This window comes from Kitasatospora sp. NPDC034035, assembly GCF_055575755.1.
The window spans coordinates 347,997-372,241 of record NZ_JBVISA010000003.1 but is presented as its reverse complement, the minus strand read 5'-3'; the positions used below and the strand labels follow the sequence as shown (position 1 = coordinate 372,241).

General features: G+C 72.4%; 23 protein-coding genes. 11 read left to right on the top strand and 12 right to left on the bottom strand.

Features of this window, described 5'->3' with window-relative positions; genetic code table 11:
• Window positions 1–18: 18 nt before the first annotated feature.
• Window positions 19–699: a PH domain-containing protein gene (locus ACZ52J_RS06595; protein WP_465616313.1), complete on the bottom strand. Its 681-nt coding sequence runs from the start codon at window positions 697–699 to the stop codon at window positions 19–21.
• A 106-nt stretch (window positions 700–805) separates the two neighbouring features.
• Here ACZ52J_RS06595 and deoC point away from each other — a divergent pair, with 106 nt between their 5' ends.
• From deoC to ACZ52J_RS06575, 4 genes are all read left to right on the top strand, one after another.
• Window positions 806–1,792 carry a deoxyribose-phosphate aldolase gene (gene deoC / locus ACZ52J_RS06590; RefSeq protein ID WP_465616311.1) on the top strand — a complete coding sequence of 329 codons (987 nt, stop codon included), beginning with the start codon at window positions 806–808 and terminating at the stop codon, window positions 1,790–1,792.
• Window positions 1,793–1,797: 5 nt separating this feature from the next.
• The gene (locus ACZ52J_RS06585; RefSeq protein ID WP_465616309.1) at window positions 1,798–3,279 is read left to right on the top strand and encodes an aldehyde dehydrogenase family protein; all 1,482 of its coding nucleotides are present in this window, start codon (window positions 1,798–1,800) and stop codon (window positions 3,277–3,279) included.
• Window positions 3,272–4,177 carry an aldehyde dehydrogenase family protein gene (locus ACZ52J_RS06580; protein ID WP_360495289.1) on the top strand — a complete coding sequence of 302 codons (906 nt, stop codon included), beginning with the start codon at window positions 3,272–3,274 and terminating at the stop codon, window positions 4,175–4,177. Before ACZ52J_RS06585 ends, ACZ52J_RS06580 begins: the two co-directional genes overlap by 8 nt.
• 224 nt (window positions 4,178–4,401) lie before the next feature.
• Window positions 4,402–5,040 carry an ATP-binding protein gene (locus ACZ52J_RS06575; RefSeq protein WP_465616307.1) on the top strand — a complete coding sequence of 213 codons (639 nt, stop codon included), beginning with the start codon at window positions 4,402–4,404 and terminating at the stop codon, window positions 5,038–5,040.
• A gap of 211 nt (window positions 5,041–5,251) precedes the next feature.
• Here the strand turns inward: ACZ52J_RS06575 and ACZ52J_RS06570 are convergent, their stop codons facing one another.
• On the bottom strand, window positions 5,252–5,914 hold the full coding sequence (locus ACZ52J_RS06570; protein WP_360265355.1) for a SigE family RNA polymerase sigma factor: 663 nt from the start codon (window positions 5,912–5,914) through the stop codon (window positions 5,252–5,254).
• Window positions 5,915–6,505: 591 nt separating this feature from the next.
• On the opposite strand from ACZ52J_RS06570, the gene ACZ52J_RS06565 reads away from it, so the two are divergent.
• The 3 genes from ACZ52J_RS06565 (at window position 6,506) to ACZ52J_RS06555 (ending at window position 9,810) form a co-directional block, all read left to right on the top strand.
• Window positions 6,506–7,183, top strand: a complete 678-nt coding sequence (locus tag ACZ52J_RS06565) for a response regulator transcription factor (protein ID WP_360495283.1) — start codon at window positions 6,506–6,508, stop codon at window positions 7,181–7,183.
• Between the two features lie 61 nt (window positions 7,184–7,244).
• A complete protein-coding gene (locus ACZ52J_RS06560; protein WP_465616305.1) occupies window positions 7,245–8,792 on the top strand; it encodes an ATP-binding protein in 1,548 nt (515 codons plus the stop codon).
• A 397-nt stretch (window positions 8,793–9,189) separates the two neighbouring features.
• A complete protein-coding gene (locus ACZ52J_RS06555) occupies window positions 9,190–9,810 on the top strand; it encodes a VanZ family protein (protein ID WP_465616303.1) in 621 nt (206 codons plus the stop codon).
• On the opposite strand, the gene ACZ52J_RS06550 is transcribed toward ACZ52J_RS06555, so the two are convergent.
• Entirely contained in the window at window positions 9,780–10,454 is a 675-nt protein-coding gene (locus ACZ52J_RS06550) for a PhzF family phenazine biosynthesis protein (protein ID WP_465616301.1), read from the bottom strand. The genes ACZ52J_RS06555 and ACZ52J_RS06550 overlap by 31 nt on opposite strands.
• Window positions 10,455–10,675: 221 nt before the next feature.
• Between ACZ52J_RS06550 and ACZ52J_RS06545 the strand changes: the two genes are divergently transcribed.
• The gene (locus ACZ52J_RS06545; protein WP_465616299.1) at window positions 10,676–11,188 is read left to right on the top strand and encodes a hypothetical protein; all 513 of its coding nucleotides are present in this window, start codon (window positions 10,676–10,678) and stop codon (window positions 11,186–11,188) included.
• 120 nt (window positions 11,189–11,308) lie between these two features.
• Here the strand turns inward: ACZ52J_RS06545 and ACZ52J_RS06540 are convergent, their stop codons facing one another.
• Complete coding sequence (locus ACZ52J_RS06540) at window positions 11,309–12,673, bottom strand: hypothetical protein (protein ID WP_465616297.1); 1,365 nt, start codon at window positions 12,671–12,673, stop codon at window positions 11,309–11,311.
• Window positions 12,674–13,114: 441 nt separating this feature from the next.
• Between ACZ52J_RS06540 and ACZ52J_RS06535 the strand changes: the two genes are divergently transcribed.
• Window positions 13,115–13,300 (top strand): PspC domain-containing protein, encoded by a 186-nt coding sequence (locus ACZ52J_RS06535; protein WP_360495264.1) that lies wholly within the window; start codon window positions 13,115–13,117, stop codon window positions 13,298–13,300.
• Window positions 13,301–13,386: 86 nt separating this feature from the next.
• Here the strand turns inward: ACZ52J_RS06535 and ACZ52J_RS06530 are convergent, their stop codons facing one another.
• From ACZ52J_RS06530 to ACZ52J_RS06520, 3 genes are all read right to left on the bottom strand, one after another.
• Window positions 13,387–13,758 carry an ATP-binding protein gene (locus ACZ52J_RS06530; protein ID WP_360495261.1) on the bottom strand — a complete coding sequence of 124 codons (372 nt, stop codon included), beginning with the start codon at window positions 13,756–13,758 and terminating at the stop codon, window positions 13,387–13,389.
• 224 nt (window positions 13,759–13,982) lie between these two features.
• On the bottom strand, window positions 13,983–15,140 hold the full coding sequence (locus ACZ52J_RS06525) for an adenosine deaminase (protein WP_360495258.1): 1,158 nt from the start codon (window positions 15,138–15,140) through the stop codon (window positions 13,983–13,985).
• 160 nt (window positions 15,141–15,300) lie between these two features.
• Window positions 15,301–16,266 (bottom strand): LysR family transcriptional regulator, encoded by a 966-nt coding sequence (locus tag ACZ52J_RS06520; protein ID WP_465616294.1) that lies wholly within the window; start codon window positions 16,264–16,266, stop codon window positions 15,301–15,303.
• A 92-nt stretch (window positions 16,267–16,358) separates the two neighbouring features.
• On the opposite strand from ACZ52J_RS06520, the gene ACZ52J_RS06515 reads away from it, so the two are divergent.
• Together ACZ52J_RS06515 and ACZ52J_RS06510 are read left to right on the top strand one after the other, a co-directional pair.
• Window positions 16,359–17,642, top strand: coding sequence for an MFS transporter (locus ACZ52J_RS06515; RefSeq protein ID WP_465616292.1), 1,284 nt, complete (start codon window positions 16,359–16,361; stop codon window positions 17,640–17,642).
• Window positions 17,643–17,668: 26 nt separating this feature from the next.
• Complete coding sequence (locus ACZ52J_RS06510) at window positions 17,669–18,223, top strand: Uma2 family endonuclease (protein ID WP_465616290.1); 555 nt, start codon at window positions 17,669–17,671, stop codon at window positions 18,221–18,223.
• A 30-nt stretch (window positions 18,224–18,253) separates the two neighbouring features.
• Here the strand turns inward: ACZ52J_RS06510 and ACZ52J_RS06505 are convergent, their stop codons facing one another.
• The 5 genes from ACZ52J_RS06505 to ACZ52J_RS06485 form a co-directional block, all read right to left on the bottom strand.
• Complete coding sequence (locus ACZ52J_RS06505; protein ID WP_465616288.1) at window positions 18,254–19,531, bottom strand: thymidine phosphorylase; 1,278 nt, start codon at window positions 19,529–19,531, stop codon at window positions 18,254–18,256.
• Between the two features lie 104 nt (window positions 19,532–19,635).
• On the bottom strand, window positions 19,636–20,037 hold the full coding sequence (locus ACZ52J_RS06500; RefSeq protein WP_360495245.1) for a cytidine deaminase: 402 nt from the start codon (window positions 20,035–20,037) through the stop codon (window positions 19,636–19,638).
• Window positions 20,034–21,299: an ABC transporter permease gene (locus ACZ52J_RS06495; RefSeq protein WP_465616286.1), complete on the bottom strand. Its 1,266-nt coding sequence runs from the start codon at window positions 21,297–21,299 to the stop codon at window positions 20,034–20,036. Before ACZ52J_RS06495 ends, ACZ52J_RS06500 begins: the two co-directional genes overlap by 4 nt.
• Complete coding sequence (locus ACZ52J_RS06490) at window positions 21,296–22,450, bottom strand: ABC transporter permease (protein WP_465616284.1); 1,155 nt, start codon at window positions 22,448–22,450, stop codon at window positions 21,296–21,298. Before ACZ52J_RS06490 ends, ACZ52J_RS06495 begins: the two co-directional genes overlap by 4 nt.
• A 4-nt stretch (window positions 22,451–22,454) precedes the next feature.
• A complete protein-coding gene (locus ACZ52J_RS06485; RefSeq protein ID WP_465616282.1) occupies window positions 22,455–24,047 on the bottom strand; it encodes an ABC transporter ATP-binding protein in 1,593 nt (530 codons plus the stop codon).
• Window positions 24,048–24,245 lie beyond the last annotated feature (198 nt).

The window sequence follows — 24,245 nt, the reverse complement described above, 5'->3', positions numbered from 1 at the left end:
CGTGTCCGTGGGTCGGCCTCAGACGGCGATGACCGTGATCAGGGCGAGCAGGCCGAGCAGGGCGGGGGCGATCAGCCACCAGCACCAGCGCACCACGACCGGGCCCGCGGCGTCGGGGCGGGTGGCGTTGCGCTCGGCCATCTCCTGCAGCACGTTGGTCACCTGGTCGGACCAGGCGCGGGTGGGGTCCGGGGAGCCCTGGACGACGGGGTTGGTCCGGGCGGCGAGGCCCATCCCGAGTCCGGTCCGGGAGGCGTGCTCGGCGATGCTGCGGCTCTGGGCGCGGGTGGCGCGCTTGCGCTGCCGCAGTGACACCGGCACGGCCCAGACCTGGTACTTCTTGCCGCCCGCGAGCAGCTCGACCGAGTAGCCGGCGCGCAGGGCGTCCACCGAGGCCCACGGCGCGGTGATGGTCCGCCACGGGTTGCGCACCACCAGTCGGCTGCGGGAGGCCCGCACGACCGGGCGCAGCGTGTAGGCGATCACCGGGAGGGCGAACACGGGTACGGCGGCGAGCGCGACGTACGGGGTCTTCCCGGTGCCGGTCACGGCCGCGTCGCCGATGAGCCAGGCGGCGACGGCGAGCAGGAACACGCCGGAGATCACGCCGGGGACGGAGCGGTACACGCGGTCCGCGTACTCGGGTTCCCCGGCGGGGGCGGCCGGGCCCCGGTGGGGCTTGCCGTCGGAATCGGTCATGGCGTCGATTCTGCCCCATGCCCCTCACCCGGAGGTCTCGGTCCGGCCACGAAAGGCCGCCACCCTAGCGGACGGCTACGCGCGTAGATATGCTGGTCTGGTGACTATGTCCACTGTTGCAGCCAATGCCCCCGGCGTTGCGGGCAGCGGCCTTCAGGACGTTGCGGCGTCCGAGGCCTCGCTCCGCCGCTTCCTGCACGGCCTGCCCGGCGTCGACCAGGTCGGCCTGGAGGCGCGTGCCGCCACTCTCGGTACCCGCTCGATCAAGACCACGGCGAAGGCGTACGCCATCGACCTGGCGATCTCCATGATCGACCTGACCACGCTGGAGGGCGCGGACACGGTCGGCAAGGTGCGCGCGCTGTGCGCCAAGGGCAGGACCCCCGACCCGACCGACCCGACCACCCCCCGCGTCGCCGCCATCTGTGTCTACCCGGACATGGTCGCCACCGCGAAGGCCGCCCTGCGGGGCACCGACATCCAGGTCGCCTCGGTGGCCACCGCCTTCCCGGCCGGCCGCGCCGCCCTCCCGGTCAAGCTCGCCGACACCGCCGACGCGGTGGCCGCGGGCGCCGACGAGATCGACATGGTGATCGACCGCGGCGCCTTCCTCTCCGGCCGCTACTACGACGTCTTCAACGAGATCGTCGCCGTCAAGGAGGCGTGCAAGCGCCCCGACGGCAGCTCCGCCCACCTCAAGGTGATCTTCGAGACCGGCGAGCTGCAGACCTACGACAACGTCCGCCGGGTCTCCTGGCTGGCGATGCTGGCCGGCGCCGACTTCATCAAGACCTCCACCGGCAAGGTCGCCGTCAACGCGACCCCGCCGGTCACCCTGCTGATGCTGGAGGCGGTCCGCGACTTCCGCGCGCAGACCGGCGTCCAGGTCGGCGTGAAGCCCGCCGGTGGGATCAAGACCACCAAGGACGCCATGAAGTACCTGGTGATGGTCAACGAGACCCTCGGCGACGACTGGCTGACGCCGCACTGGTTCCGCTTCGGCGCCTCCAGCCTGCTCAACGACCTGCTGATGCAGCGCCAGAAGCTCGCCACCGGCCGCTACTCCGGCCCCGACTACGTGACGGTGGACTGATCACCATGGCCAAGAAGAAGAACATCGAGGAGCCCGCGGCCAAGCCCGCCGGAGGCCTCTTCGCCTACGCCCCGGCCCCCGAGTCCCCCGCCGCCGCGGGCGACATCGCCACCTCCTACGGCCACTTCATCGGCGGCGAGTTCGTCGACTCCTCCGGCAGCGAGTCCCTGAAGACGGTCAACCCGGCCACCGAGCAGGTGCTCGCCGAGTTCGCCCAGGGCACCGACGAGGACGTGGACCGCGCGGTCGCCGCCGCCCGCAGGGCCTTCGCCGACTGGTCGGCGCTGCCGGGCAGCGAGCGCGCCAAGTACCTGTTCCGGATCGCCCGGATCATCCAGGAGCGCAGCCGCGAGCTGGCCGTGCTGGAGTCGATCGACAACGGCAAGCCGATCCGCGAGACCCGCGACGTCGACCTGCCGCTGGTCGCCGCGCACTTCTTCTACTACGCGGGCTGGGCCGACAAGCTCGACTACGCCGGCTACGGCCCGAACCCGAAGCCGCTCGGCGTGGCCGGCCAGGTCATCCCGTGGAACTTCCCGCTGCTGATGCTGGCCTGGAAGATCGCGCCCGCGCTGGCGACCGGCAACACGGTCGTCCTGAAGCCGGCCGAGACCACCCCGCTGACCGCGCTGCGCTTCGCCGAGATCTGCCGCCAGGCCGGTCTGCCGAAGGGCGTCGTCAACATCGTCACCGGCGACGGCCGCACCGGCGCCGCGCTCACCGCGCACCCGGACGTCAACAAGGTCGCCTTCACCGGCTCCACCCCGGTCGGCCGTGCGATCGCCAAGCAGCTGGCCGGCACCCGCAAGAAGCTCTCGCTGGAGCTGGGCGGCAAGGCCGCCAACATCGTCTTCGACGACGCGCCGATCGACCAGGCGGTCGAGGGCATCGTCAACGGCATCTTCTTCAACCAGGGCCACGTCTGCTGCGCGGGCTCGCGCCTGCTGGTCCAGGAGTCGATCCAGGACGAGCTGCTGGACGCCCTCAAGCGCCGGATGTCCACCCTGCGGGTCGGCGACCCGCTGGACAAGAACACCGACATCGGCGCCATCAACTCGGCCGAGCAGCTGGCCCGGATCACCGCGCTGACCGACGCCGGCGAGGCCGAGGGCGCCGAGCGCTGGTCGCCGGCCTGCGAACTCCCGGGCACCGGCTTCTGGTTCAAGCCGACCCTGTTCATGGGCGTCAGCCAGGCCCACCGGATCGCCCAGGAGGAGATCTTCGGCCCGGTCCTGTCGGTGCTGACCTTCCGCACCCCCGCCGAGGCGATCGAGAAGGCCAACAACACCCCGTACGGCCTCTCCGCCGGCATCTGGACGGAGAAGGGCTCGCGCATCCTCTGGGCGGCCAACAAGCTCAAGGCCGGCGTGGTCTGGGCCAACACCTTCAACAAGTTCGACCCGACCTCGCCGTTCGGCGGCTACAAGGAGTCGGGCTACGGCCGCGAGGGTGGCCGCCACGGTCTGGAGGCCTACCTCGATGTCTGACACGACCTTCGCGCGTCTTGACGTCCTCAAGACCTACAAGCTGTACGTCGGCGGGAAGTTCCCGCGCTCCGAGAGCGGGCGGGTGTACGAGGTGACCGACTCCACCGGCGAGTGGCTCGCCAACGCCCCGCTGGGCACCCGCAAGGACACCCGTGACGCCGTCCTGGCCGCCCGCGCCGCGGTCAAGGGCTGGGCCGGCACCACCGCGTACAACCGCGGCCAGGTGCTGTACCGGGTCGCCGAGATGCTGCAGGGCCGGCGCGAGCAGTTCGCCGCCGAGGTGGCCCTCTCCGAGGGCATCGGCCCGAAGAAGGCCGCCGCGCTGGTGGACGCCGCGATCGACCGCTGGATCTGGTACGCGGGCTGGACGGACAAGGTCGCCCAGATCGCGGGCGGCGCCAACCCGGTCGCCGGTCCGTACTTCAACCTGTCGACCCCGGAGCCGACCGGCGTGGTCGGGATCGTCGCCCCGCAGGCCGGGTACGGGCACTCGCTGCTCGGCCTGGTCTCGGTGATCGCCCCGGCGATCGCCACCGGCAACACGGTCGTGGTCGCGGCCGCCGCGGACGCCCCGCTGCCCGCGCTGTCGCTGGGCGAGGTGCTGGCCACCTCGGACGTCCCGGGCGGCGTGGTCAACATCATCTCGGGCAAGACCGCGGACATCGCGCCCACCCTGGCCTCGCACCAGGACGTCAACGCGGTGGACCTCACCGGAGCCATCGCCGCCGACGGCCCCGGCGCGGCGCAGGCGCTGGAAGCGGCCGCCGCGGATACCCTGAAGCGGGTAGTCCGTCCGGAGCTGGACCCGTTCGCCCAGGACTGGACCAATGCGCCCGGTACCGACCGGCTACTCTCGTTCCTCGAGACGAAGACGGTCTGGCACCCGATGGGTATCTGACCCTCGCCCCTCGGGGTGACAACTCCACAAGCTGGCCGTCCCCAGTGCCCTACCCCCCCCCGGGGCCCGGACGGTCATTGGACGGACCCGCGCCTCTCCCCCCTGGCGCGGGTCCGTCGGCGTTCCGCCGCCGTACGACACCGGCCCGCGCGGCCGGCCGTCACAGCAGAAGTCCGGACCGACCGGTTTCGGCAACGGGCCGGGATGCGTCAGACTGGTGTCCCGTGAGTGACTCCCCCCTGAACCCCGCACCGGCCGCGCATGCCCGGGTGATCCTGCTCTCCGGGCCCTCCGGGTCGGGGAAGTCCTCGCTCGCCGAGCGCAGCGGCCTGCCGGTGCTCCAGCTCGACGACTTCTACAAGGACGGGGACGACCCCACGCTGCCCCGGCTGCCGGACGGTGCCGTCGACTGGGACTCCCCGCTGGCCTGGCACCGCGACCAGGCCGTCGCCGCCATCCGCGCCCTGCACGAGCACGGCCGCACGGACGTCCCGGTGTACTCGATCCCGGACAACGGCCGGGTCGGCACCCACGCCCTGGAGCTGGACGGCGCCTGCGCGTTCATCGCGGAGGGCATCTTCGCCGCCGAGATCACCGCCGAGTGCGCCGAGGAGGGCCTGCTCGGCGACGCCCTGTGCCTGCGCAACGGCGCGCTCACCACGGCCTGGCGCCGGCTGCGCCGGGATGTCCGGGAGGGCCGCAAGTCGCTGCCGGTGCTGCTGCGCCGGGGCTTCCGGCTGATGCGGGCCGAGCGGTCCATCGTCGGGCGGCAGGTCACGCTCGGCTCGTACGCGTGCGCGGGGCCGGAGGCCGAGCGGCGGATCCGCGCCGCGGCCCGGCCGGCGGAGCTCTCCGCGGCCTGAGCCGGCCCACAGCGGCCCACAGCGGCCCTGAACCGCCGGAGCCGCCGGAACGGGTGCGGACAGCAGAAAACGACGGGCCCGGTGCGTCTCCCCCGCACCGGGCCCGTCGCCTTCCCGAACGGTCCTCGGGCTCCCCCACGGACATGCTCCCCCGAGCCGCTGTCCCCGGACCGTGACCGTTCGCTTCCCGTCCCCCGACGGGAGTCCTTCGTTACGCGACCAGCTCGCCGAACGCCCGGACGGTGTCGCCCGACTTGTTCAGGTGCTCGTCGTCGCGCAGCCGGCGCAGGGCGCGCCAGATGCTGCTCTTGACCGTGCCGACGCTGATCCCCAGCACGTCGGCGATCTCCGGGTCGGTCTTGCCCTCGTAGTACCGCAGCACCAGCATGGTCCGCTGGTTCTCCGGCAGCTTCGCCAGCGCCTGCCAGAGCACGGTGCGCAGCTCGGTGCCGCCCATCGCGTCGGTGTCGCCGGCCGTCTCCGGCAGCTCCTCGGTCGGGTACTCGTTGACCTTGCGGCGCCGCCAGGCGGAGATGTGCAGGTTGGTCATGGTGCGGCGGAGGTAACCCCCGACCGCGGCCTTGTCGGTGATCCGGCCCCAGGCCCGGTAGGTGCTGAAGAGCGCGCTCTGCAGCAGGTCCTCGGCCTCGTAGCGGTCACCGGTCAGGTGGTAGGCCGTGGCGTACAGGGAAGCGCGGCGCTCGCGCACGTACGCGGTGAACTCCGTGATGTGGTCCTCCGCGGCGGCCGAGTGCTCCCCCTGCGCGCCTCCCTGCCCGGCCTCGGTGGTGCGGGCCGCGGCGGGGTTCAGCCGCAGCAGCGTCGCACCGGCGGCCTCGCGACCGGACGGTTCCCCCGAACCGACCGTCCGCAGACCGTTCCCCCCGGTCCCCCGGTTCCCCCCGGGGGCGTCCGTGCCCTCGACGCGGACGGGGAGGATCCCCCGCAGCGTGAGGGTGTTGGCGGAGTCGACCGCACTCCCCAGTCGGCCGATTCCGTACAGCTCCCCCGTCCTGCCGCCGCCGCTCACCCGACGGGCGCCAGGGTTTCCACCGGTGCTGTGCGCGCACCCCCGTACGGTCACGGCGCCGGAGTTCTCGTCGGTCCTGACCTCGTACCGGGTCCGGTGGGTGGTCGCTGACGAACGCGCGGTGCGTACAGCCGGGTTGGTCCGGGTCTGAAGCATGGCGTTCATCGTGCGCCCCCTTGGTTCGGTACGAGCGGTTCCGGTTGCCGCCTTTCAGCCGGCCTTGCGGCCCGCTGTCCTGCGGCGACATGGAAAATCCTGCCCGCCGGTTGTGATGGCGCTGTCCGCCGACTGTCACAGGGGTGTCACAGGCGGGGGCCTTTCGTCCCGGTCCGCCTCCCTCCGTACCGGACGCCGGTGGCGGTCCTTCCGGTTCCCGAACGGGCCGTGAGTGATCCGGGGGGTGATTCGGGGCTGCGGGTGGGCCAAAATGGGGCCGTGCCTTTCCTCCTACTGATCGAGGACGACGACGCCATCCGGACCGGCCTCGAACTCGCCCTCACCCGCCAGGGCCACCGCGTGGCCACCGCCGCCTCCGGCGAGGACGGTCTGAGGCTCTTCAAGGAGCAGCGGCCCGACCTCATCGTGCTGGACGTGATGCTGCCCGGAATCGACGGCTTCGAGGTGTGCCGCCGGATCCGGCGCACCGACCAGCTGCCGATCATCCTGCTGACCGCCCGTTCGGACGACATCGACGTGGTGGTGGGCCTGGAGTCCGGCGCCGACGACTACGTGGTGAAACCGGTGCAGCCGCGCGTGCTGGATGCGCGGATCCGGGCGGTGCTGCGCCGCGGCGAACGGGAGAGCTCGGACTCCTCCGCGTACGGCAGCGTGGTGATCGACCGGGCGGCCATGACCGTCACCAAGGACGGACTGGACCTCCAGCTCACCCCGACCGAGCTGCGGCTGCTGCTGGAACTCAGCCGCCGCCCCGGGCAGGCGCTCTCCCGCCAGCAGCTGCTGCGGCTGGTCTGGGAGCACGACTACCTCGGCGACTCGCGCCTGGTGGACGCCTGTGTGCAGCGGCTGCGGGCCAAGGTCGAGGACGTGCCGTCCGCGCCGACGCTGATCCGCACCGTGCGCGGGGTGGGCTACCGGCTGGACCCTCCGGCCTGACCGGCCGGCCCGAACCGGCGCCCGTCCGACTCCTGAACTCCCGTACCCACGACAGGCTCCTGTGACTGACCATCAGACGACTGCCCGGCGCTTCCCGGCGGGCCGGTGGCGCCGGCTGCGCTCCCTACGGGTGCGACTGATCGCGGTGTTCGCGGCGGTCGCGCTGCTCGCCGCCGTCTCGGCCTCCGGCATCGCGTACTGGCTGAACCGCGACGCGGTGCTCAAGCGCGCCCAGGACACCGCGCTGAACGACTTCCGGGTCTCGCTCAGCCGCAACGTCTCCGAGCTGCCGCTGAACGCCGGCTGCCCGGAGCTGGCCGAACTGGCGTCCAACGTGGCCAGCTCCGGCCTGAGTTACGACGTCGTGGTGGTCGATCCGACGCACCCGGAGTGCCCCTCGACGTCCTCCGATCCCGCGCACTTCACGCTGGCCGACGTGCCGACCGCGCTGCAGTCCACCGTCGCCAAGCCCCGCGAGGTCACCGAGAGCAACCCGTACCCGTACCACCTGTACTGGCAGCGGCAGAACCTGGACGGCCGACCGTTCGTGATCGGCGGCACCAAGGTGGTGCCGGGCGGCCCGACGGCGTACATGTTCAAGTCGCTGGAGAACGAACGGGCCGACCTCAACACGCTGGGCTGGTCGCTGGCCATCGCCACCCTGCTCGCGCTGATCGGCTCGGCGCTGCTCGCCCAGGCCGCCTCGGCCACCGTGCTGCGGCCGGTCAAGCGGCTCGGCGACGCCGCCCGGCGCCTCGGCCAGGGGCACCTGGACACCCGGCTCGAAGTCGAGGGCTCGGACGAACTCGCCGACCTGGCAAGGACGTTCAACCGGGCCGCGGAGTCGCTGCACGAGCAGGTCGAGGAGCTGAGCGCGCGCGAGGCGCAGAGCCGGCGGTTCGTCGCCGACATGTCGCACGAACTGCGCACCCCGCTGACCGCGATGACCGCCGTCACCGACATCCTGGAGGACGAGGCCGAGTCGCTGGACCCGATGATCGAGCCGGCCGTCCGGCTCGTGGTCAGCGAGACCCGGCGGCTGTCCGACCTGGTGGAGAACCTGATGGAGGTGACCCGCTTCGACGCGGGCACCGCCAGGCTGGTCGCCGACGAGGTGGACATCGCCGACCTGATCATGTCCTGCATCGACGGACGGGCCTGGTACGACGCGGTCGAGGTGGACGCCCCGCGCGGCATCCTGGCCGTGGTCGACCCGCGCCGGCTCGACGTGGTCTTCGCCAACCTGATCGGCAACGCGCTCAAGCACGGCGGCTCACCGGTGCGGGTCAGGGTCCGGCAGGCCGCGGACTCGGTCGTGGTCGAGGTCTCCGACAGCGGCCCGGGCATCCCGGAGGACGTGCTGCCGCACGTCTTCGACCGGTTCTACAAGGCCGACCGGGGGCGGGCCCGCTCGGAGGGCAGCGGCCTGGGGCTGTCGATCGCGATGGCCAACGCGCAGATACACGGGGGGACGATCACGGCGGCGAACGGGGAGGTCGGCGCGGTGTTCACCCTGACACTGCCGCTGACACCGCCGCCTCCGCCGTCCGCGGGGGAGGCCGAGCGCGGCCCCGCCCGCGACGCCGTAGAGGACAAGGACGCCACGTGACCGCCCCCGCCCGTACCACCCTGCGCCGTACCGCCGGCGTACTGCTCCTGCTCGCACTGGCCTCCGGCTGCGGTATCCGGCCGACCGCCGTACCGGTCGACGGCGGCGCCCCGGCCAGCCGCACGGCCTGCCCGACCACCCCGCACATACCGACCGCGCTGGTCACCCCGCCCGGCCCCGCGCCGGCCGTGACCCCGGCCCGCGGTGCCTCCAAGGGCGCCGCGAGCCCAAGCCCGTCGCCCACGCCGGTGGTGCCGGGCAGCCCGCCCCCGGACAACGTGTTCAGCGCGGTGCCGACGGCCGCTCCGTGTAAGTAGCAGGGAGTGCCGGGGGCGTGTTCGGGAATGTTCACGCCCGGCGTGGAACCGCCGTGCCACCGGCTCACGTCCTTCCCCCCGTGCAGCGAGATGGCACCAGGACACGCGACGAGCGTTCCGGCGCGGGGACCGAGAGCAGGCCGGCGGCGGCCGTCCACCGATCCCTCCGGCAGACCGGGCTGGCGGGCCTCGCCTGCCACCTGGCACTGGTGCTCTGGCTGGTGCTGAGACCGCTGCCGGTGGCCTGGGTGTACGACGCCAACCTGACCCCGCTGGCCTCGCTCCGGTCCTCCACCGCCTGGCAGGTGGTCGGCGAACTCCTGCTGCTGGCCCCGCTCGGCGTCCTGCTGCCGCTGGCCGGCGGCCGCCTCCGGGCCCCCTGGCTGCCCTCCTTCCTGCGCACCACCGGTGCCTCCGCGCTGCTGGCGACCGGGCTGGAGTTCCTCTCCTCCTGGACGCCCGGGCACGTCCTCAACGTGGACCACATCCTGTTCGCCGTGATCGGCGTGGCCGCCGTCCACCTCGCGCTGGTCCCCGGCCTGCGGCACCTGCTGCGGGAACGGCGGCCGCGGGCGCCCCGGGTGCCCGTCCTGGCCGTCCCACCGGTGACCGTCCCGGCCGCCGCCGTCGGCCGGGTGGCGGCCGTCGCGCCCGCCGCCCGCCCGCGCGCCTACGCGGAGCCGACGCCGCCCGCCCGCTGAGCCGGCGCCGGCACCACCCGGCCGCCGACCTCGATCAGCCCGCCCGGGCGCGGCCCGGTCATCAGCTGCGAGCCCCGGCCCTGGGTGACGGTCAGCGCCCGGCCGAGCCGCGCGGTCAGCAGCAGGGCGGCCGCGCCGGTCGCCTCGTCCTCGTCGATCCCGTCACCCCGCCCGGGGAAGGCCCGCGCCCGGACGGTGCCGGCCGCCTCGTCCTGCCAGGCCCAGGCGTAGATCCACTCCCCCGGCGGCGGCACCTCCAGCGCCTCCACCTCGGCCGCCGAGCCGTACTGCCGCAGCGTCCGCGGCGGGGCCCACTCCGGCCGGGCCTCGATCCGGGTCAGCCCGCCCTCGCGCCGGACGCCCACCACGCCGGCGGCCGTGACCAGCCGGTCCACCCCGAGCAGCCAGGCGGCGCCCACGCACGGGTGGCCGGCGAAGGGCAGGCGCAGCGTCGGCGTGTAGATGTCGATCTCCCCGCGCTCCGGGTCGTCGACGAACACCGTCTCGCTGAAGCCGAGTTCGCGCGCGATCTCCTGCCGGTCCGCACGCTCCGGCACGGCGGCGCCGTCGCGCACGACGCCGAGCGCGTTCCCGTACCCCCCACCGGGCCCGCAAAAGACCCGCAGCACCTCATAATCAGTCATTTCCCACCTCGTCAATTGCCGTTCCGGCAGAGCGCAACGACACCGTGATGCAAAGGCGACGACGAATGTCAGCCGCCTCCAGTACTGTGCGCTCTCGTCCCCAAACGGTTCAGCCGTTGATTCTTCCCTCCCACAGGAAACCCCCCTTGAACAATCTCGACTTCGGCGCTGAGCCGCTGTTCTCCTGATACGCCGTCCTGCTGGCGCTCAGCGGCGTCATCATGGTCGGCCTCGGGGCCGTCGCCGGCGGTCTGAAGACCGGTCTGCGCGTCCTCAACGTCCTCATCGGCCTCGGATTCCTGGGGTACGCCTACTACCTCGTGTTCGTCTTCGAGGGCGGCACGTACTACATCTTCTTCAAGGTCTTCATCCTGCCGGTCGCGATGATCGTCTACTCGGTGAAGGCGATCACCGAGCGCAGCAATGCCAAGCAGCAGGCGGCCGCGCAGGCCGCCGCCGCGTTCAACCCCAACGCGCCCCAGGCGCCGTACAACCCGAACGCCCCGCAGGCGCCGTACAACCCCAACGCGCCGTACAACCCGAACGCCCCGCAGCCGGGCGCGCCCGTGCCGCCGCAGGGCGGGGCTCCCGTCCCGCCGGCCGCGCACCAGGCCGCGCCGCCGGCCGCCGCGCCGTACCAGCCGGGTGTCCCGCCGCAGCCGGTGGCGGACAACCCGTACGCGCAGCCCGCGCCGCCGGCCCAGCCGCAGCCGCCGCAGCAGCCGGCCGGCTGACCGGGTCCGCACCCGCCGTACGAACGCCGGAAGGCCCGCCCGTCCCCGCTCCGCAGCGGATGACGGACGGGCCTTCCGGCCTGTCGGGGTCCGTGTCCGGGGTCGGCGCCCGGTGGCGCGCTACGCCTTCCTGCGGCGGCGCGCCACGACCAGCGTGCCCAGCCCGAGGGCGATCGCGACCGCACCGGTGATCGCCATCGGCTTCGTTCGGGTGCCGCCACCGGTGGAGGCCAGTCCGGCGTCCGCGGCCGGGGCCGCGACGGCGACCACCGGCGAGCCGCCCGCCGCCGGACTCGGCGCCTCGCTGGTGGCCTGCGTGATCGGGACGACCGGGACGACCGGGGCGGTGGCCGGCCGGGTCGCGGTCGGTGTCGGGGTGGCCGGGGAGCTGGGGGTCGGCGTGGCGGTGGCGCCCGCCGGGGCCTCGATGGTGATGCCGGCCTTCGGGCTGGACGCCTCGGCCCCGTTCTCGCCCGCACCGGGCAGGCTGCCCGCGAGGGCCGCCAGGGACTGGGCTCCGACCGGGGCGTCCTTGGTGAAGGACAGCCGGACGTCGATCGTGCGGCTCTCGCCCTTCGCCAGGGCGATGACATCGGCGTTCCTGTCGCCGGTCCGCAGCCCCAGGTAGAGCCAGCCCGGGTGCTCCGAGTTGCCGCCGGGGGTGCCCTCCAGCCATCTGCCGTCGGCCGTCCGGAACTCGAATATGACGGTCTCGGAGGGGAGTTCGGTCGCCCCCTGGAACACGATCGCGGGCAGCAGGCGGAGGCCCTTGCCGCTGTTGTTGGTGAAGACCAGCTTGAACGGCTTCGCCTCGCCGCCCGCCCTGAACGCGGCGGGCACCCCGTCGAGCCTGGCGTCCGCCGTGGCGGCCGGCGTGGGCGCCGGGGTGGTCGGCGTGACGGACGGGGCGATGACCAGGCCCGAGTAGCCGCTCATCGCCTGGGAGATGCGCTGCTCCGGCGGCAGGGCGGGGTCGGAGACGACGGCGGTGAAGCCCGGCGTTACCCGGCCGGCCGGGGCGTCGGCGGCGACGGTGAGCCGCAGCCGGTAGACGGCCTCGGCGCCCGCCGCCAGGTGCGGCACGGCGGGCTGGTTGAGCTCCCAGACGGCGCCGACGCTCGCGGTGTCCGCCCTGGCGTCCTGCCACTGTGTGCCGCCGGGCGCCTGGTACTCCAGCGTGAACTGGCTCTGCTTGGTGCCGGTACCGGTGTCCCCGATGACGAAGGTGGCCAGGGGCACGTCCATCTGGTGGTCGGCGGTGTTCTTGAGCGTCGCGGTGAACTCCACCGGCGCGCCGCCCGCCTTGACGGTGCCGGGCAGGCCCGAAAGGGTCGCCGTGACCGGTGAGGACTGGGCCTCGGCGCCCTGGGCGGCCGCGACGACCACCGAGGCGGCGAGGACGGTCGGGGCCTCGACGGCAGCCGCACCCGAAGCCAGCGTGACGACGGCGGTCGCGGCCAGGAATCTGCGATGCCGAGTGCGCAATTTCAACCCCACGAGAGAATTCGGACAGAGCCCAACAGAACGTGAAATCGCTTGCGTGAGAGGCCATTTCCTAGCGATGGCGCGCCGATGTTCCGCCCCCCGACCACCAGCGACTGCGGCATCATACCGAGCCGTTTCCACGCGCCCGTGACGGGAGGGTGAGGGGCTTCGGAACGGTCGGCCATCCTCAGGGTCACCCTGAGGACGACCCCGACATCCGACTACGTCTCCCCGGTGACCCGTCGGGGTGCGGAATCACCTGGCGGGCTGAGGACTTCGGGGCCGCGGCGGCGGAGTATGGACGTATGCCCGCCGGACCGACCGGACCGGGCCGCCACCGTGCGGAGCAGATCAGGAGACCATCATGAGCAAGCAAAGCGAGCGAACCATCAAGAGGTGCGCAGGGGCGAAGGCCCCTGCCGAGCGCAGCGAGGTGGGAGCGTGAGCGCTCGCCTTGCCCGTCCTCGCCACAACCGTGTGATCGCCGGCGTCTGCGCCGGGATCGCCGCCCGCTTCGGGCTGACCCCGTGGACCGTCCGGCTGATCTTCCTGCTCTCCTGCCTGCTGCCCGGCCCTCAGTTCCTGCTCTACCTCGCCCTCTGGCTGCTCCTCCCCCAGGAGCCGTGAGACCGGGCGGTGTGAAGACGACGACGGGCCGCCCGTCCCCGGTGATCCCGGGGGCGGGCGGCCCGTCGTCGTGCCGGCGGCTCGGATCAGCCGCCGAGGCCCGGCAGGCCGGGCAGGGCGCCGGTCAGCCCGCCGACGGGGGTCTTGTCGAGACCCGGGACGGTCGGGACGGCGGCGCGCTGCTGGGTGACGCCGGCGAGCGGGGCCTCCGCGGCCGGGGCGGCGTGGCCGGCGGTCGGGGCGAGGGTGCCCAGCGTGCCGGTGACCTTGTCGCCACCGGGCAGCTTGGCGGCGGTGTCGGTGACCGCCCCGGTCACCGCGGGGTTCGTCACCGCGCCGGTGGGCAGCCCGAGGCCGCCGGGCGCCGGGGCGGCGTCGGCGGAGGCGGTGCCGGCGCCGACCGCCGCGATGGCGATGCCGAGCGCCGCGGTGCCGGCGGCCTTGAGAGCCTGCTTCATGGTTCGTCCCCTTGGGTCCTCGTCGGTGGCCGACGACGCGGCGCGGGTTCGGCGGCCGGGTGGCCGCCACCGCACCTGATCGGCAATGACTGGCACACCGTAGTGAGCCGGTCGCGGGAGAACCAAAGGGCGTTCACTCACTCGAGTGAGTAGTCGGATGAACGGCAAATCCTTGCCAGAACCGGTCTTTCATCCGACGGCCGGAAACACGTTCGCCCCGCGGCTCAGTTGCCGCCGGCGCCCCCGCTGAACAGCCACTCCGACTTCAGCTCGGCGTAGCCCGGCTTGATAACGTCGCTGATCATCGCCAGTCGCTCGTCGAACGGCAGGAACGCGGACTTCATGGCGTTCACGGTGAACCACTCCAGGTCCCCCAGCGTGTAGCCGAAGGCCTCCACCACGTGCCCGAACTCCTGGCTCATGCTGGTGCCGCTCATCAGCCGGTTGTCGGTGTTCACGGTGACCCGGAACTTCAGCCGGCTGAGCAGCCCGATCGGGTGCTCGGCGTACGAAGTGGCGGCGCCGGTCTGGAGGTTGGAGGTCGGGCACATCTCCAGCGGGATGCGCTTGTCGCGCACGTACGCGGCCAGTCGGCCGAGCTCGACCGAGCCGTCCTCGCCCACCGTGATGTCGTCGACGATCCGCACGCCGTGGCCGAGCCGGTCGGCGCCGCAGCACTGCAGGGCCTCCCAGATCGACGGCAGGCCGAAGGCCTCGCCCGCGTGGATGGTGAAGTGGTTGTTCTCGCCCTTGAGGTAGTCGAAGGCGGCCTGGTGGCGGGTGGGGGGGTAGCCGGCCTCGGCGCCCGCGATGTCGAAGCCGACGACGCCCTGGTCCCGGTGGCGGTTGGCCAGCTCCGCGATCTCCTGCGAGCGGGCGGCGTGCCGCATCGCGGTGATCAGCGTGCCGATCCGGATCCGGTGCCCGGCCTCGCGGGCGTTGGCCTCGCCGAGGCGGAAGCCCTCCTGGACGGCCTCGACGACCTCGTCCAGGGTCAGGCCGGCCTCCAGGTGCTGCTCGGGGGCGTACCGGACCTCCGCGTACACGACACCGTCGGCGGCCAGGTCCTCGGCGCAGTCGGCGGCGACCTTGATCAGGCCCTCGCGGGTCTGCATCACGGCACAGGTGTGCGCGAAGGTCTCCAGGTAGCGGACCAGCGAGCCGGAGTCGGCGGCCTCACGGAACCACTCGCCGAGCTCCTTGGGGTCGGTGGTGGGGAGTCCCTGGTAGCCGACGGCGGCGGCCAGCTCGACCACGGTCTCCGGGCGCAGCCCGCCGTCCAGGTGGTCGTGCAGGAGGACCTTCGGCGCGCGGCGGATCTGGTCGGCGGTGGGGATGCGCGGGCCCGTGCCCGCGGTGGTGACGGGGATCTGCTTTTCCATTGCGGAAATATAGCCCCTACGCGCGTAGACCCACCACCGGGAACACCACCGGATGGTCCAAACTCCCCCCGGAATTCCACCGACCGGTCCATACGATCCGCCAAAAGCGCGCGCCGTTCCGCAGGGGCGCCGACCACCGTGGAACACCCCGCCGACGACCTCAGTCGTGCTGGAGCAGCCGACCGCGCCGGGACAGCACGAAGTCCCGGAACGCCTCCGCCGGCGGGGTCAGCGGCCGCCCCGCCGCCCAGGCCAGCCCGACCGCCCGCCGGGTGCGCGGCGCCGTCACCTCCAGCTCCACCACCCCGGGCCGGGGCACCAGGGCCGGCGGCAGCAGCGCCACCCCCAGCCCGGCCGCCACCAGCCCGCGCAGCGTCTCCGCCTCCTCCCCCTCGAAGGCCAACCGGGGGACGAACCCCGCCTCCGCGCAGAAGCCGTCCGTGATCGCCCGCAGCCCGTACCCCTGCTCCAGCCCGACGAACGGTTCCTCGGCCACCTCCGCCAGCCGGATCCGCCGCCGCCCGGCCAGCCGGTGGTCCGCCGGGACGACCAGGTGCAGTCGCTGCTCGTCCAGCGGGCGGGCGGCGAACGCCGGGTCGTCCGGCAGCGGCGCCACCAGGCACAGGTCCAGCTCGCCGGCCCGCAGCCGCTCCAGCATCGCCGCGCCGTAGTCCTGCACCAGCTGGAAGCGCACCCGCGGGTGCGCCGCGCGGAAGCCGCGCAGCAGCGCCGGCACCGCGTCCGGCCCCATCGTGTGCAGGAAGCCGAAGGCCACCAGCCCCACCTCCGGGTCCGCCTCCGCCCGGGCCGCCTGCGCGCCGCGCTCGACCTCGGCCAGCGCCCGCTCCACCGAGGCCAGCAGCAGCCGGCCCGCCCTGGTCAGCCGGACCGTACGGCCCTGACGGGCCAGCAGCTCCACCCCCAGCTCCTCCTCCAGCCGGGCCACCGCGCGCGACAGCGTCGGCTGCGGCACCCCGAGCAGCCCGGCCGCCTGCGTCACGTGCTCCAGCCGGGCCACCGCCGCGAACTGCGCCAGCCGGGGCGCCAGCAGGACGGCCGGCTCCTCCGGCCCCAACTCGGCCGCCCGGTACCGCTCCCCGCCGTCCACCGACTCCGAACCCGCCATCCCGCCACCACCTCGACTCATACGCCAGTGCATCGATCATCCCTGCTTCATGCATTGGACGCATCAACGACAACGGGCCTACGGTCGATGTCATGCAGCCCGCCGATACCAGGGCATCCGTCACCTCCCCGGATGCCCCCGCCGCCGCCCCCACCCGCCTCACCGCGGACGACCGCCACCGCCCCGGCCAGCGCGCCTTCCGCCGCGCCAACCTCGCCCTGTTCGCCGCCGGAGTCGCGACCTTCGTCCTGCTCTACTCCACCCAGGGCCTGCTGCCGATCCTCTCGGCCGACCTCGACCTCACCCCCGGCCAGGCCAGCTGGACGGCCTCCGCCGCCACCCTCGGACTCGCCCTCGGCCTGCTCCCGGCGAGCGCCCTCTCCGACAGGTACGGCCGCACCAGGGTGATGACGGCCTCCACCCTCGCCGCCTCCGTCCTCGCCCTCGCGCTGCCCTTCGCGCCGGACCTCACCACCCTCGTCGCCCTGCGGGTCCTCCAGGGCGCCGCCCTCGCCGGGCTGCCGGCCACCGCCATGGCCTACCTCGCCGAGGAGGTCCACCCCAGCGCCCTGGCCTCCGCGATGGGCCTGTACGTGGCCGGCAACAGCATCGGCGGCATGGGCGGCCGACTGCTCTCCGGCTGGACCGCCGCCGCCCTCGGCTGGCGCTGGGGCCTCGCCGCCTCCGCCGCCCTCGCGCTGCTCGCCACGCTCGTCTTCCGGCTGCTGATCCCCGCCGCCCGGCACTTCACCCCCGCCCCGGTGGACGCCCGCGCGCTCGCCCGCACCGTCGGACGGCACCTGCGCGACCCGCTGCTGGTCCGGCTGTACGCACTCGGGATGCTGTTCATGGCCGTGTTCGGCGCGGTCTACAACACCGTCGGCTACCGGCTGATCTCCGCGCCGTTCCACCTGCCGGAGTCGATCGCCGCCTCGATCTTCGTGGTCTACCTGGTCGGCACCGGCACCTCCGCCGCGGCCGGACGCCTCTCCGCCCGCCTCGGCCGCCGCGGCGCCCTCTACGTCTCCGTCGGCGTGACCGCGGCCGGCCTGCTGCTCTCCCTCGCCGAGTCCCTGGCCTGCGCCCTGCTCGGCCTGGTCCTGATCACCGCCGGCTTCTTCGCCGGCCACGCCACCGCCTCCTCGGCGGTCGGCCGCACCGCCACCGAGGGCCGCGCCCAGGCCTCCGCCCTCTACCTGATCGCCTACTACCTCGGCAACAGCCTCGGCGGCACCCTCGGCGCCGACGCCTACCACGCCACCGGCTGGCCCGGCGCCGCCACCGTCGGCCTCACCGCCATGACCCTCGCCGCCGCCGTCACCCTCTACGCGACCCACCAGGCGCACATCACGAGACGAACGGTCGCGGACGCTTGACAGCCTCCGCCGATAGACTCCGGGACATGAGCATCGATCCTGCTGAGTACACCAGGCTGCTTGAGATCGCGGATCAGCTGCCGAAGGTGCCGGGGATAGGGAAGATTGAGATCGCCGACGGTCAGATCGTCATGATGATGTCGCCGGTGAAGCGCCACGAGCTCGCCGTGCTGCGCATCGCCCGACAGCTCAACGCCCAGCTGCCGTCCACTCACCCGGGTCACATCGCTTACCACGGTGCGGACTTGCAGGACGCCGGACTCGGTCAGCTGCGCAACCCGGATCTGATGGTCTTCCCCGAGGCGACCTTGGAGGGCGAGCAGCGAGCGGTTCTCCCGCACGAGGTAGTACTCGTGGTGGAGATCGTGTCCGCCTCCAATCCCGAGAACGACTACCACAACAAGGTCCGCGACTACTCGGCCATGGGTATCCCGTTCTACCTGATCGTCGATCCCCGCACCGGCACCGGCATCGTGCATTCCGAGCTGGGCTACGAGTCCCGCGAGAAGTTCGTCTTCGGCGACAAGATCGCCGTCGGCCCCTGGACCCTCGACACCACCGGGCTGCTCACGTACGCCTGACCCGGCGTACGTGAGCAGCCCTCACATCGCTCAGGCGATGCGGTCGAGCACGATGGGGTTCGGGGTGAACGCCGTGCCCGCCGGGGAGACCTCGATGCCACCGGTCAGGGCCTCGATGGCGTAGTCGTAGCGCTCGGGCGTGTCGGTGTGGAGGGTCAGCAGGGGCTGGCCGGCCACGACGGTGTCGCCGGGCTTGGCGTGCATCTCGACGCCGGCGCCGGCCTGGACCGGGTCCTCCTTGCGGGCGCGGCCGGCACCCAGGCGCCAGGCGCAGACGCCGACGGCGTAGGCGTCGAGCTCGGTGAGCACGCCGGAGGCGGGCGCGGGGATGACGTGCTGCTCGCGGGCGACCGGAAGCGGGGCGTCCACGTCGCCGCCCTGGGCGGCGATCATGCGGCGCCAGTGGTCCATCGCGGAGCCGTCGCGCAGTGCGTCGGCCGGGTCCTTGCCGTGCACGCCGGCCGCGGCGAGCATTTCGCGGGCGAGCGCGAGGGTGAGCTCCACGACGTCGGCCGGGCCGCCGCCCGCCAGGACCTCGACGGACTCCCGGACCTCCAGCGCGTTGCCCGCGGTGAGGCCGAGCGGGGTGGACATGTCGGTGAGCAGGGCGACGGTGTTGACCCCGGCGGTGGTGCCCAGGCCCACCATGGTGCGGGCGAGCTCGCGGGCGTCGGCCAGGTTCTTCATGAACGCGCCGGAGCCGACCTTGACGTCGAGGACCAGCGCGCCGGTGCCTTCGGCGATCTTCTTGGACATGATCGAGGAGGCGATCAGCGGGATCGCCTCCACGGTGCCGGTGACGTCGCGCAGCGCGTACAGCTTCTTGTCGGCGGGCGCGAGGCCGTCGCCGGCCGCGCAGATGACCGCACCCGCGCCGCGGAGCACGTCCATCATCTCCTCGTTGGAGAGCAGGGCGCGCCAGCCGGGGATGGACTCCAGCTTGTCCAGGGTGCCGCCGGTGTGGCCGAGGCCGCGGCCGGAGAGCTGCGGGACGGCGGCGCCGCAGGCGGCGACCAGCGGAGCGAGCGGGAGGGTGATCTTGTCGCCGACGCCGCCGGTGGAGTGCTTGTCGCTGGTGGGCAGCGGCAGCGAGGAGAAGTCCATCCGCACGCCGGAGCGGATCATGGCGTCGGTCCAGCGGCTGATCTCGCGCGGCTGCATGCCGTTCAGCAGGATCGCCATGGCCAGGGCGGACATCTGCTCGTCGGCGACCTCGCCGCGGGTGTAGGCGTCGATGACCCAGTCGATCTGAGCGTCGCTCAGCTCTCCGCGGTCGCGCTTGGTCCTGATGACGGAGATGGCGTCCATGCGTGCTCCAAAAAGGGTTCTAAAGCGTCAACTGCGTAGAGTGCCGCGAGATGACCGGGTTACGGCCCACTCGCGACACTCTACGCGCGTAACAAACGGCGATGCTAAAGCCGCTCCGGCCCGAACGCGTCGGGCAGGACCTCGCTCATCGGCTTCACGCCCGAGGCCAGGTCGACCAGCAGCTCCGGTCCGCCGTGCTCGTACAGCAGCTGGCGGCAGCGACCGCACGGCATCAGCAGCTCGCCGGCGCCGTCCACGCAGGTGAACGCGGTCAGCCGCCCGCCGCCGGTGGCGTGCAGCGCGGACACCAGCCCGCACTCGGCGCACAGCCCGAGCCCGTACGAGGCGTTCTCGACGTTGCAGCCGGTGACCACCCGCCCGTCGTCCACCAGCGCGGCCGCGCCGACCGGGAACTTGCTGTACGGGGCGTACGCGTGGCCCATCGCCTCGCGCGCCGCCTCGCGCAGCCGCTCCCAGTCGATCGCGGAAGGCGTGGGGGCGGTCACTTGCCCTCGCCCTTGCGGTAGATCTGACCGTCCGCCTTCGGCATCCGCAGCCGCTGCGAGGCCAGCGAGAGCACGATCAGGGTGATCAGGTACGGCGTGGCGACGATCAGCGGACGCTGCACCTGGTCGGTGAGCGAGTACCAGGCGATCAGGCCGCCGGCGACGACGAAGTAGATCACCGTCGCGGTGTACTTGCGCCGGTACAGCTGCCACAGGGCGAGCAGGATCATCGCGATGCCGACGATCAGGATCAGCACGTGCACCGACCCCGGGTCGCGCAGCTGGAGGCTGTCGGTGAAGCCGAACAGGCCGGCGCCCATGGCGAGACCGCCGGGCATCCAGTTGCCGAAGATCATCGCGGCGAGGCCGATGAAGCCGCGGCCCAGGGTCTGGCCGTCCTTGTAGAAGTGCGCGGCGACCAGCGAGAGGTACGCACCGCCGAGGCCCGCGAAGGCGCCGGAGGCGATGACCGCCAGGTACTTGTACTTGTAGACGTTGACGCCCAGCGACTCGGCTGCGGTCGGGTTCTCACCGCAGGAGCGCAGCCGCAGGCCGAACACCGTGCGCCAGAGCGCGAAGTAGCTGACCACGATCAGCGCGCCGGCCAGCAGCACGACCACCGAGATGTTGGTGACCAGGCCGCCGAGCACGCCGGCGACGTCCGAGACGAAGAACCAGTGGTGGTTCTCGATGCTCCTCAGGCCCGAGGACAGCCCCGGAATGGTGATGTACGGCAGCGGATCCGCCGGCGGGGACTGGTTCGCCCCGGCACCGGCCGAGATGTAGTCCTTGTAGTAGATCCGGTTGACGTACGCGCAGATGCCGGGGATCAGCAGGTTGATGCCGACGCCGGAGACGATGTGGTCGACGCCGAAGGTGACGGTGATGATCGCGTGCAGCAGACCGCCGAGCGCGCCGCCGAGCATGCCGGCCAGCAGGCCGACCCACGGGTTGACCAGGTAACCGGCCCAGGCACCGCAGAAGGTGCCGGCGACCATCATGCCTTCGAGACCGATGTTGACCACACCGGCCCGCTCGGACCAGAGACCGCCGAGACCGGCCATGCCGATCGGCACGGCGGCGCTGAGCGCGGCGGTGACCTGACCGGAGGAGGTCAGCGAGTGGTTGCCGGTGGCCATGCCCACGGCGGAGAACAGCACCAGGGCGCCCGCGATCAGGAGCAGGACGACCGGCCAGGACAGCTTGCGCTTCTTCGCAGGCGCGCCCGGCGCCTTCGGACGAGCGGCAGTGGCCGTACTCACGCGGACACCTCCTTCTTCTCAGTGGCCGCGAGCTGGGCGGCGAGCTCGGCGCCGACCTTCTGCTGCTGGCGCTTCAGGCCGTAGCGGCGCACCAGCTCGTACGCGACGACGACGCAGATGACGATGGTGCCCTGCATGACCGCGACGATCTCGGACGGGAAGCCGCCCTGCAGCGGCAGCTGGGAACCGGTGGCGTCCAGGAAGGCGAACAGCAGGGCCGCGAAGACCATGCCGATCGGGCTGTTCCGGCCCAGCAGGGCGATCGAGATGCCGAGGAAGCCGAGGCCGGGCTGGAAGCTCTGCCCGTAGTTGAACGAGTTCTGCAGCAGCTCCGGCATGCCGATCAGACCGGCGATCGCGCCGGAGACCACCATCGAGGTGATCACCATCTTCTTGACGTTCACGCCGGACGCCGTCGCCGCGCTCTCCGAGCGGCCGGTGGCGCGCAGGTCGAAGCCGAAGCGGGTGCGGGAAAGGGTGAACTGGAAGGCCACGCCGACCAGGGCCGCGATGAAGACGAAGCCCCAGAGGACGCCGCCGGCCGTCTCGATGCCGAAGAAGTGGCTGGACTGCGAGATCGGGTCGGTCTGGATCGAGTTGCTGGTGCCGCTCACCTTCGGCGCGAAGATGCCCGGGGCCAGCAGCAGACCCACGATCGCGATCGCGATCGAGTTCAGCATGATGGTCGAGATGACCTCGCTGACGCCGCGGTAGACCTTCAGCAGACCGGCGATGCTCGCGTACAGGCCGCCGACCAGCATGGCGGTGACCAGCAGCAGAGGGATCTGGATGAAGGCCGGCAGGTCGACCTGCGCGCCGACGTACGCCGCGAACAGCGCCGCGACCTTGTACTGGCCCTCGACGCCGATGTTGAACAGGTTCATCCGGAACCCGAACGCGGCGGCCGCGGCGGCCAGGTAGTACGTGGTGGACCGGTTGAGGATGGCCACCTGACCGTCCGACTTGGTGGCGTACGTGATCATCACGTTCCACGCGTCGAACGGGTTCTTGCCCGAGGTCGCCAGCAGGACGGAGCAGATCGCGACGGAGAGCACGACCGCGAGCACCGGCGCCGCCAGTGCGAGCACGATCCGCTCAACGCTGATCCGCTGCGCCAGACTGCGCTTGGCGGCGGGGTTGGGACTGGTCATGTGGTTACTCCCCCGCCTGCGGGTCGTCGGCGGTGTCGGACGGGTCGGTGCCGTCGGCCGGGGTGTCCTCGGCCTCGGTGCCCTCGGCGGCGACGGCGTGCGCCTCGGCGAGCGCATCCGGCTCGGACTCGATGTGGCCGCTGGCCGCACCGGTCATCGCGGTGCCCAGGTCCTCGGCGGTCACGGTGGCCGGGTCGGCGTCGGCGACCAGGCGGCCGCGGTAGATGACCCGGATGGTGTCGGAGAGGCCGATCAGCTCGTCCAGGTCGGCGGAGATCAGCAGGACGGCCAGGCCCTCCCGCTGGGCGACCCGGATGTGCTCCCAGATCTGGGCCTGCGCACCGACGTCCACACCGCGGGTGGGGTGGGCGGCGATCAGCAGCTTGGGCTGGTGGCTCATCTCGCGGCCGATGATCAGCTTCTGCTGGTTGCCGCCGGAGAGCGAGGCCGCGGTGACCTCGATGCCGGGCGTGCGGACGTCGTACTGCTCGACGATCCGGCGGGTGTCCACCCGGGCGGCGGACGGGTCGAGCAGCACGCCCTTGGAGTTGGGCTCCTCGGTGACGTGCCCGAGGATGCGGTTCTCCCAGAGCGGGGCCTCCAGCAGCAGGCCGTGCTTGTGGCGGTCCTCGGGGATGTAGCCGATGCCGGCCTCGCGACGGGACCGGGTGAGGGTGCCGGAGAGGTCCTTGCCGTCCAGGGTGACGGTGCCGCCGTCCAGCGGCAGCATGCCCATGATGGCCTCGACCAGCTCGGCCTGACCGTTGCCCTCGACACCCGCGATGCCGAGGATCTCGCCCTTGTGGATGCGCAGCGAGATGTCGTCCAGGACGACGCGCTCGATGCCCTCGGCGTCGGTCTTGGCGATCCGCAGGTCCTTGACGTCGAGCATCTCGGCCGTGGTGACGGTCGACTCGCGGCTCTCCGGGGAGGGCAGCTCGGCGCCGACCATCATCTCGGCGAGCTGGCGGGCGGTGACGGCCTTCGGGTCGGCGTCGCCGACCGTGGTGCCGCGCCGGATGACACTGATCGCGTCGGCCACCGCCAGCACCTCGTGCAGCTTGTGCGAGATGAAGATGACGGTGACGCCCTCGGACTTGAGCTCGCGCAGGTTGTCGAACAGCGCGTCGACCTCCTGCGGGACCAGCACGGCCGTGGGCTCGTCGAGGATCAGGATCTTGGCGCCGCGGTACAGCACCTTGAGGATCTCGACGCGCTGGCGGTCCGCGACGCCGAGGTCCTCCACCAGGGCGTCCGGGCGCACGCCCAGGCCGTACTGGTCGGAGATCTCCTTGATCTTCGCCTTCGCCTTGGCGCCGATGCCGTGGATCTTCTCGCCGCCGAGGACGACGTTCTCCAGCACCGTGAGGTTGTCGGCCAGCATGAAGTGCTGGTGCACCATGCCGATGCCGCGGGAGATGGCGTCGCCGGGGGTGTTGAACTCGCACTGCTCGCCGTTGATCGCGATGGTGCCCTCGTCCGGCTTCTGCATGCCGTAGAGGATCTTCATCAGCGTCGACTTGCCGGCGCCGTTCTCGCCCATCAGGGCGTGCACGGTGCCGGTGCGGACGGTGAGGTTGATGTCGTGGTTGGCCACGACACCGGGGAAGCGCTTGGTGATGCCGCGCAGTTCGACGGCCGGTGTCGCCGTCCCCGCGCTGGGGGTGCCGTCCTTGCGCAGGGGGACGGGGTCGGATGCGGTGATGGCGGTCTCCTGGTGGTCTGGAGGCGCGTCGTTGCGCTCGGAGGGCCAAGGGGGGAAACGGGGGGACGGAACGGGGCCCGGGGGTACGCG

Coding starts and splice junctions, on each gene's coding strand:
- ACZ52J_RS06595 (WP_465616313.1), bottom strand. CDS start 699: ATGACCGATTCCGACGGCAAGCCCCACCGGGGCCCGGCCGCCCCCGCC.
- deoC (WP_465616311.1), top strand. CDS start 806: ATGTCCACTGTTGCAGCCAATGCCCCCGGCGTTGCGGGCAGCGGCCTT.
- ACZ52J_RS06585 (WP_465616309.1), top strand. CDS start 1,798: ATGGCCAAGAAGAAGAACATCGAGGAGCCCGCGGCCAAGCCCGCCGGA.
- ACZ52J_RS06580 (WP_360495289.1), top strand. CDS start 3,272: ATGTCTGACACGACCTTCGCGCGTCTTGACGTCCTCAAGACCTACAAG.
- ACZ52J_RS06550 (WP_465616301.1), bottom strand. CDS start 10,454: ATGACTGATTATGAGGTGCTGCGGGTCTTTTGCGGGCCCGGTGGGGGG.
- ACZ52J_RS06545 (WP_465616299.1), top strand. CDS start 10,676: ATGGTCGGCCTCGGGGCCGTCGCCGGCGGTCTGAAGACCGGTCTGCGC.
- ACZ52J_RS06530 (WP_360495261.1), bottom strand. CDS start 13,758: ATGAAGCAGGCTCTCAAGGCCGCCGGCACCGCGGCGCTCGGCATCGCC.
- ACZ52J_RS06525 (WP_360495258.1), bottom strand. CDS start 15,140: ATGGAAAAGCAGATCCCCGTCACCACCGCGGGCACGGGCCCGCGCATC.
- ACZ52J_RS06520 (WP_465616294.1), bottom strand. CDS start 16,266: ATGGCGGGTTCGGAGTCGGTGGACGGCGGGGAGCGGTACCGGGCGGCC.
- ACZ52J_RS06515 (WP_465616292.1), top strand. CDS start 16,359: ATGCAGCCCGCCGATACCAGGGCATCCGTCACCTCCCCGGATGCCCCC.
- ACZ52J_RS06510 (WP_465616290.1), top strand. CDS start 17,669: ATGAGCATCGATCCTGCTGAGTACACCAGGCTGCTTGAGATCGCGGAT.
- ACZ52J_RS06505 (WP_465616288.1), bottom strand. CDS start 19,531: ATGGACGCCATCTCCGTCATCAGGACCAAGCGCGACCGCGGAGAGCTG.
- ACZ52J_RS06490 (WP_465616284.1), bottom strand. CDS start 22,450: ATGACCAGTCCCAACCCCGCCGCCAAGCGCAGTCTGGCGCAGCGGATC.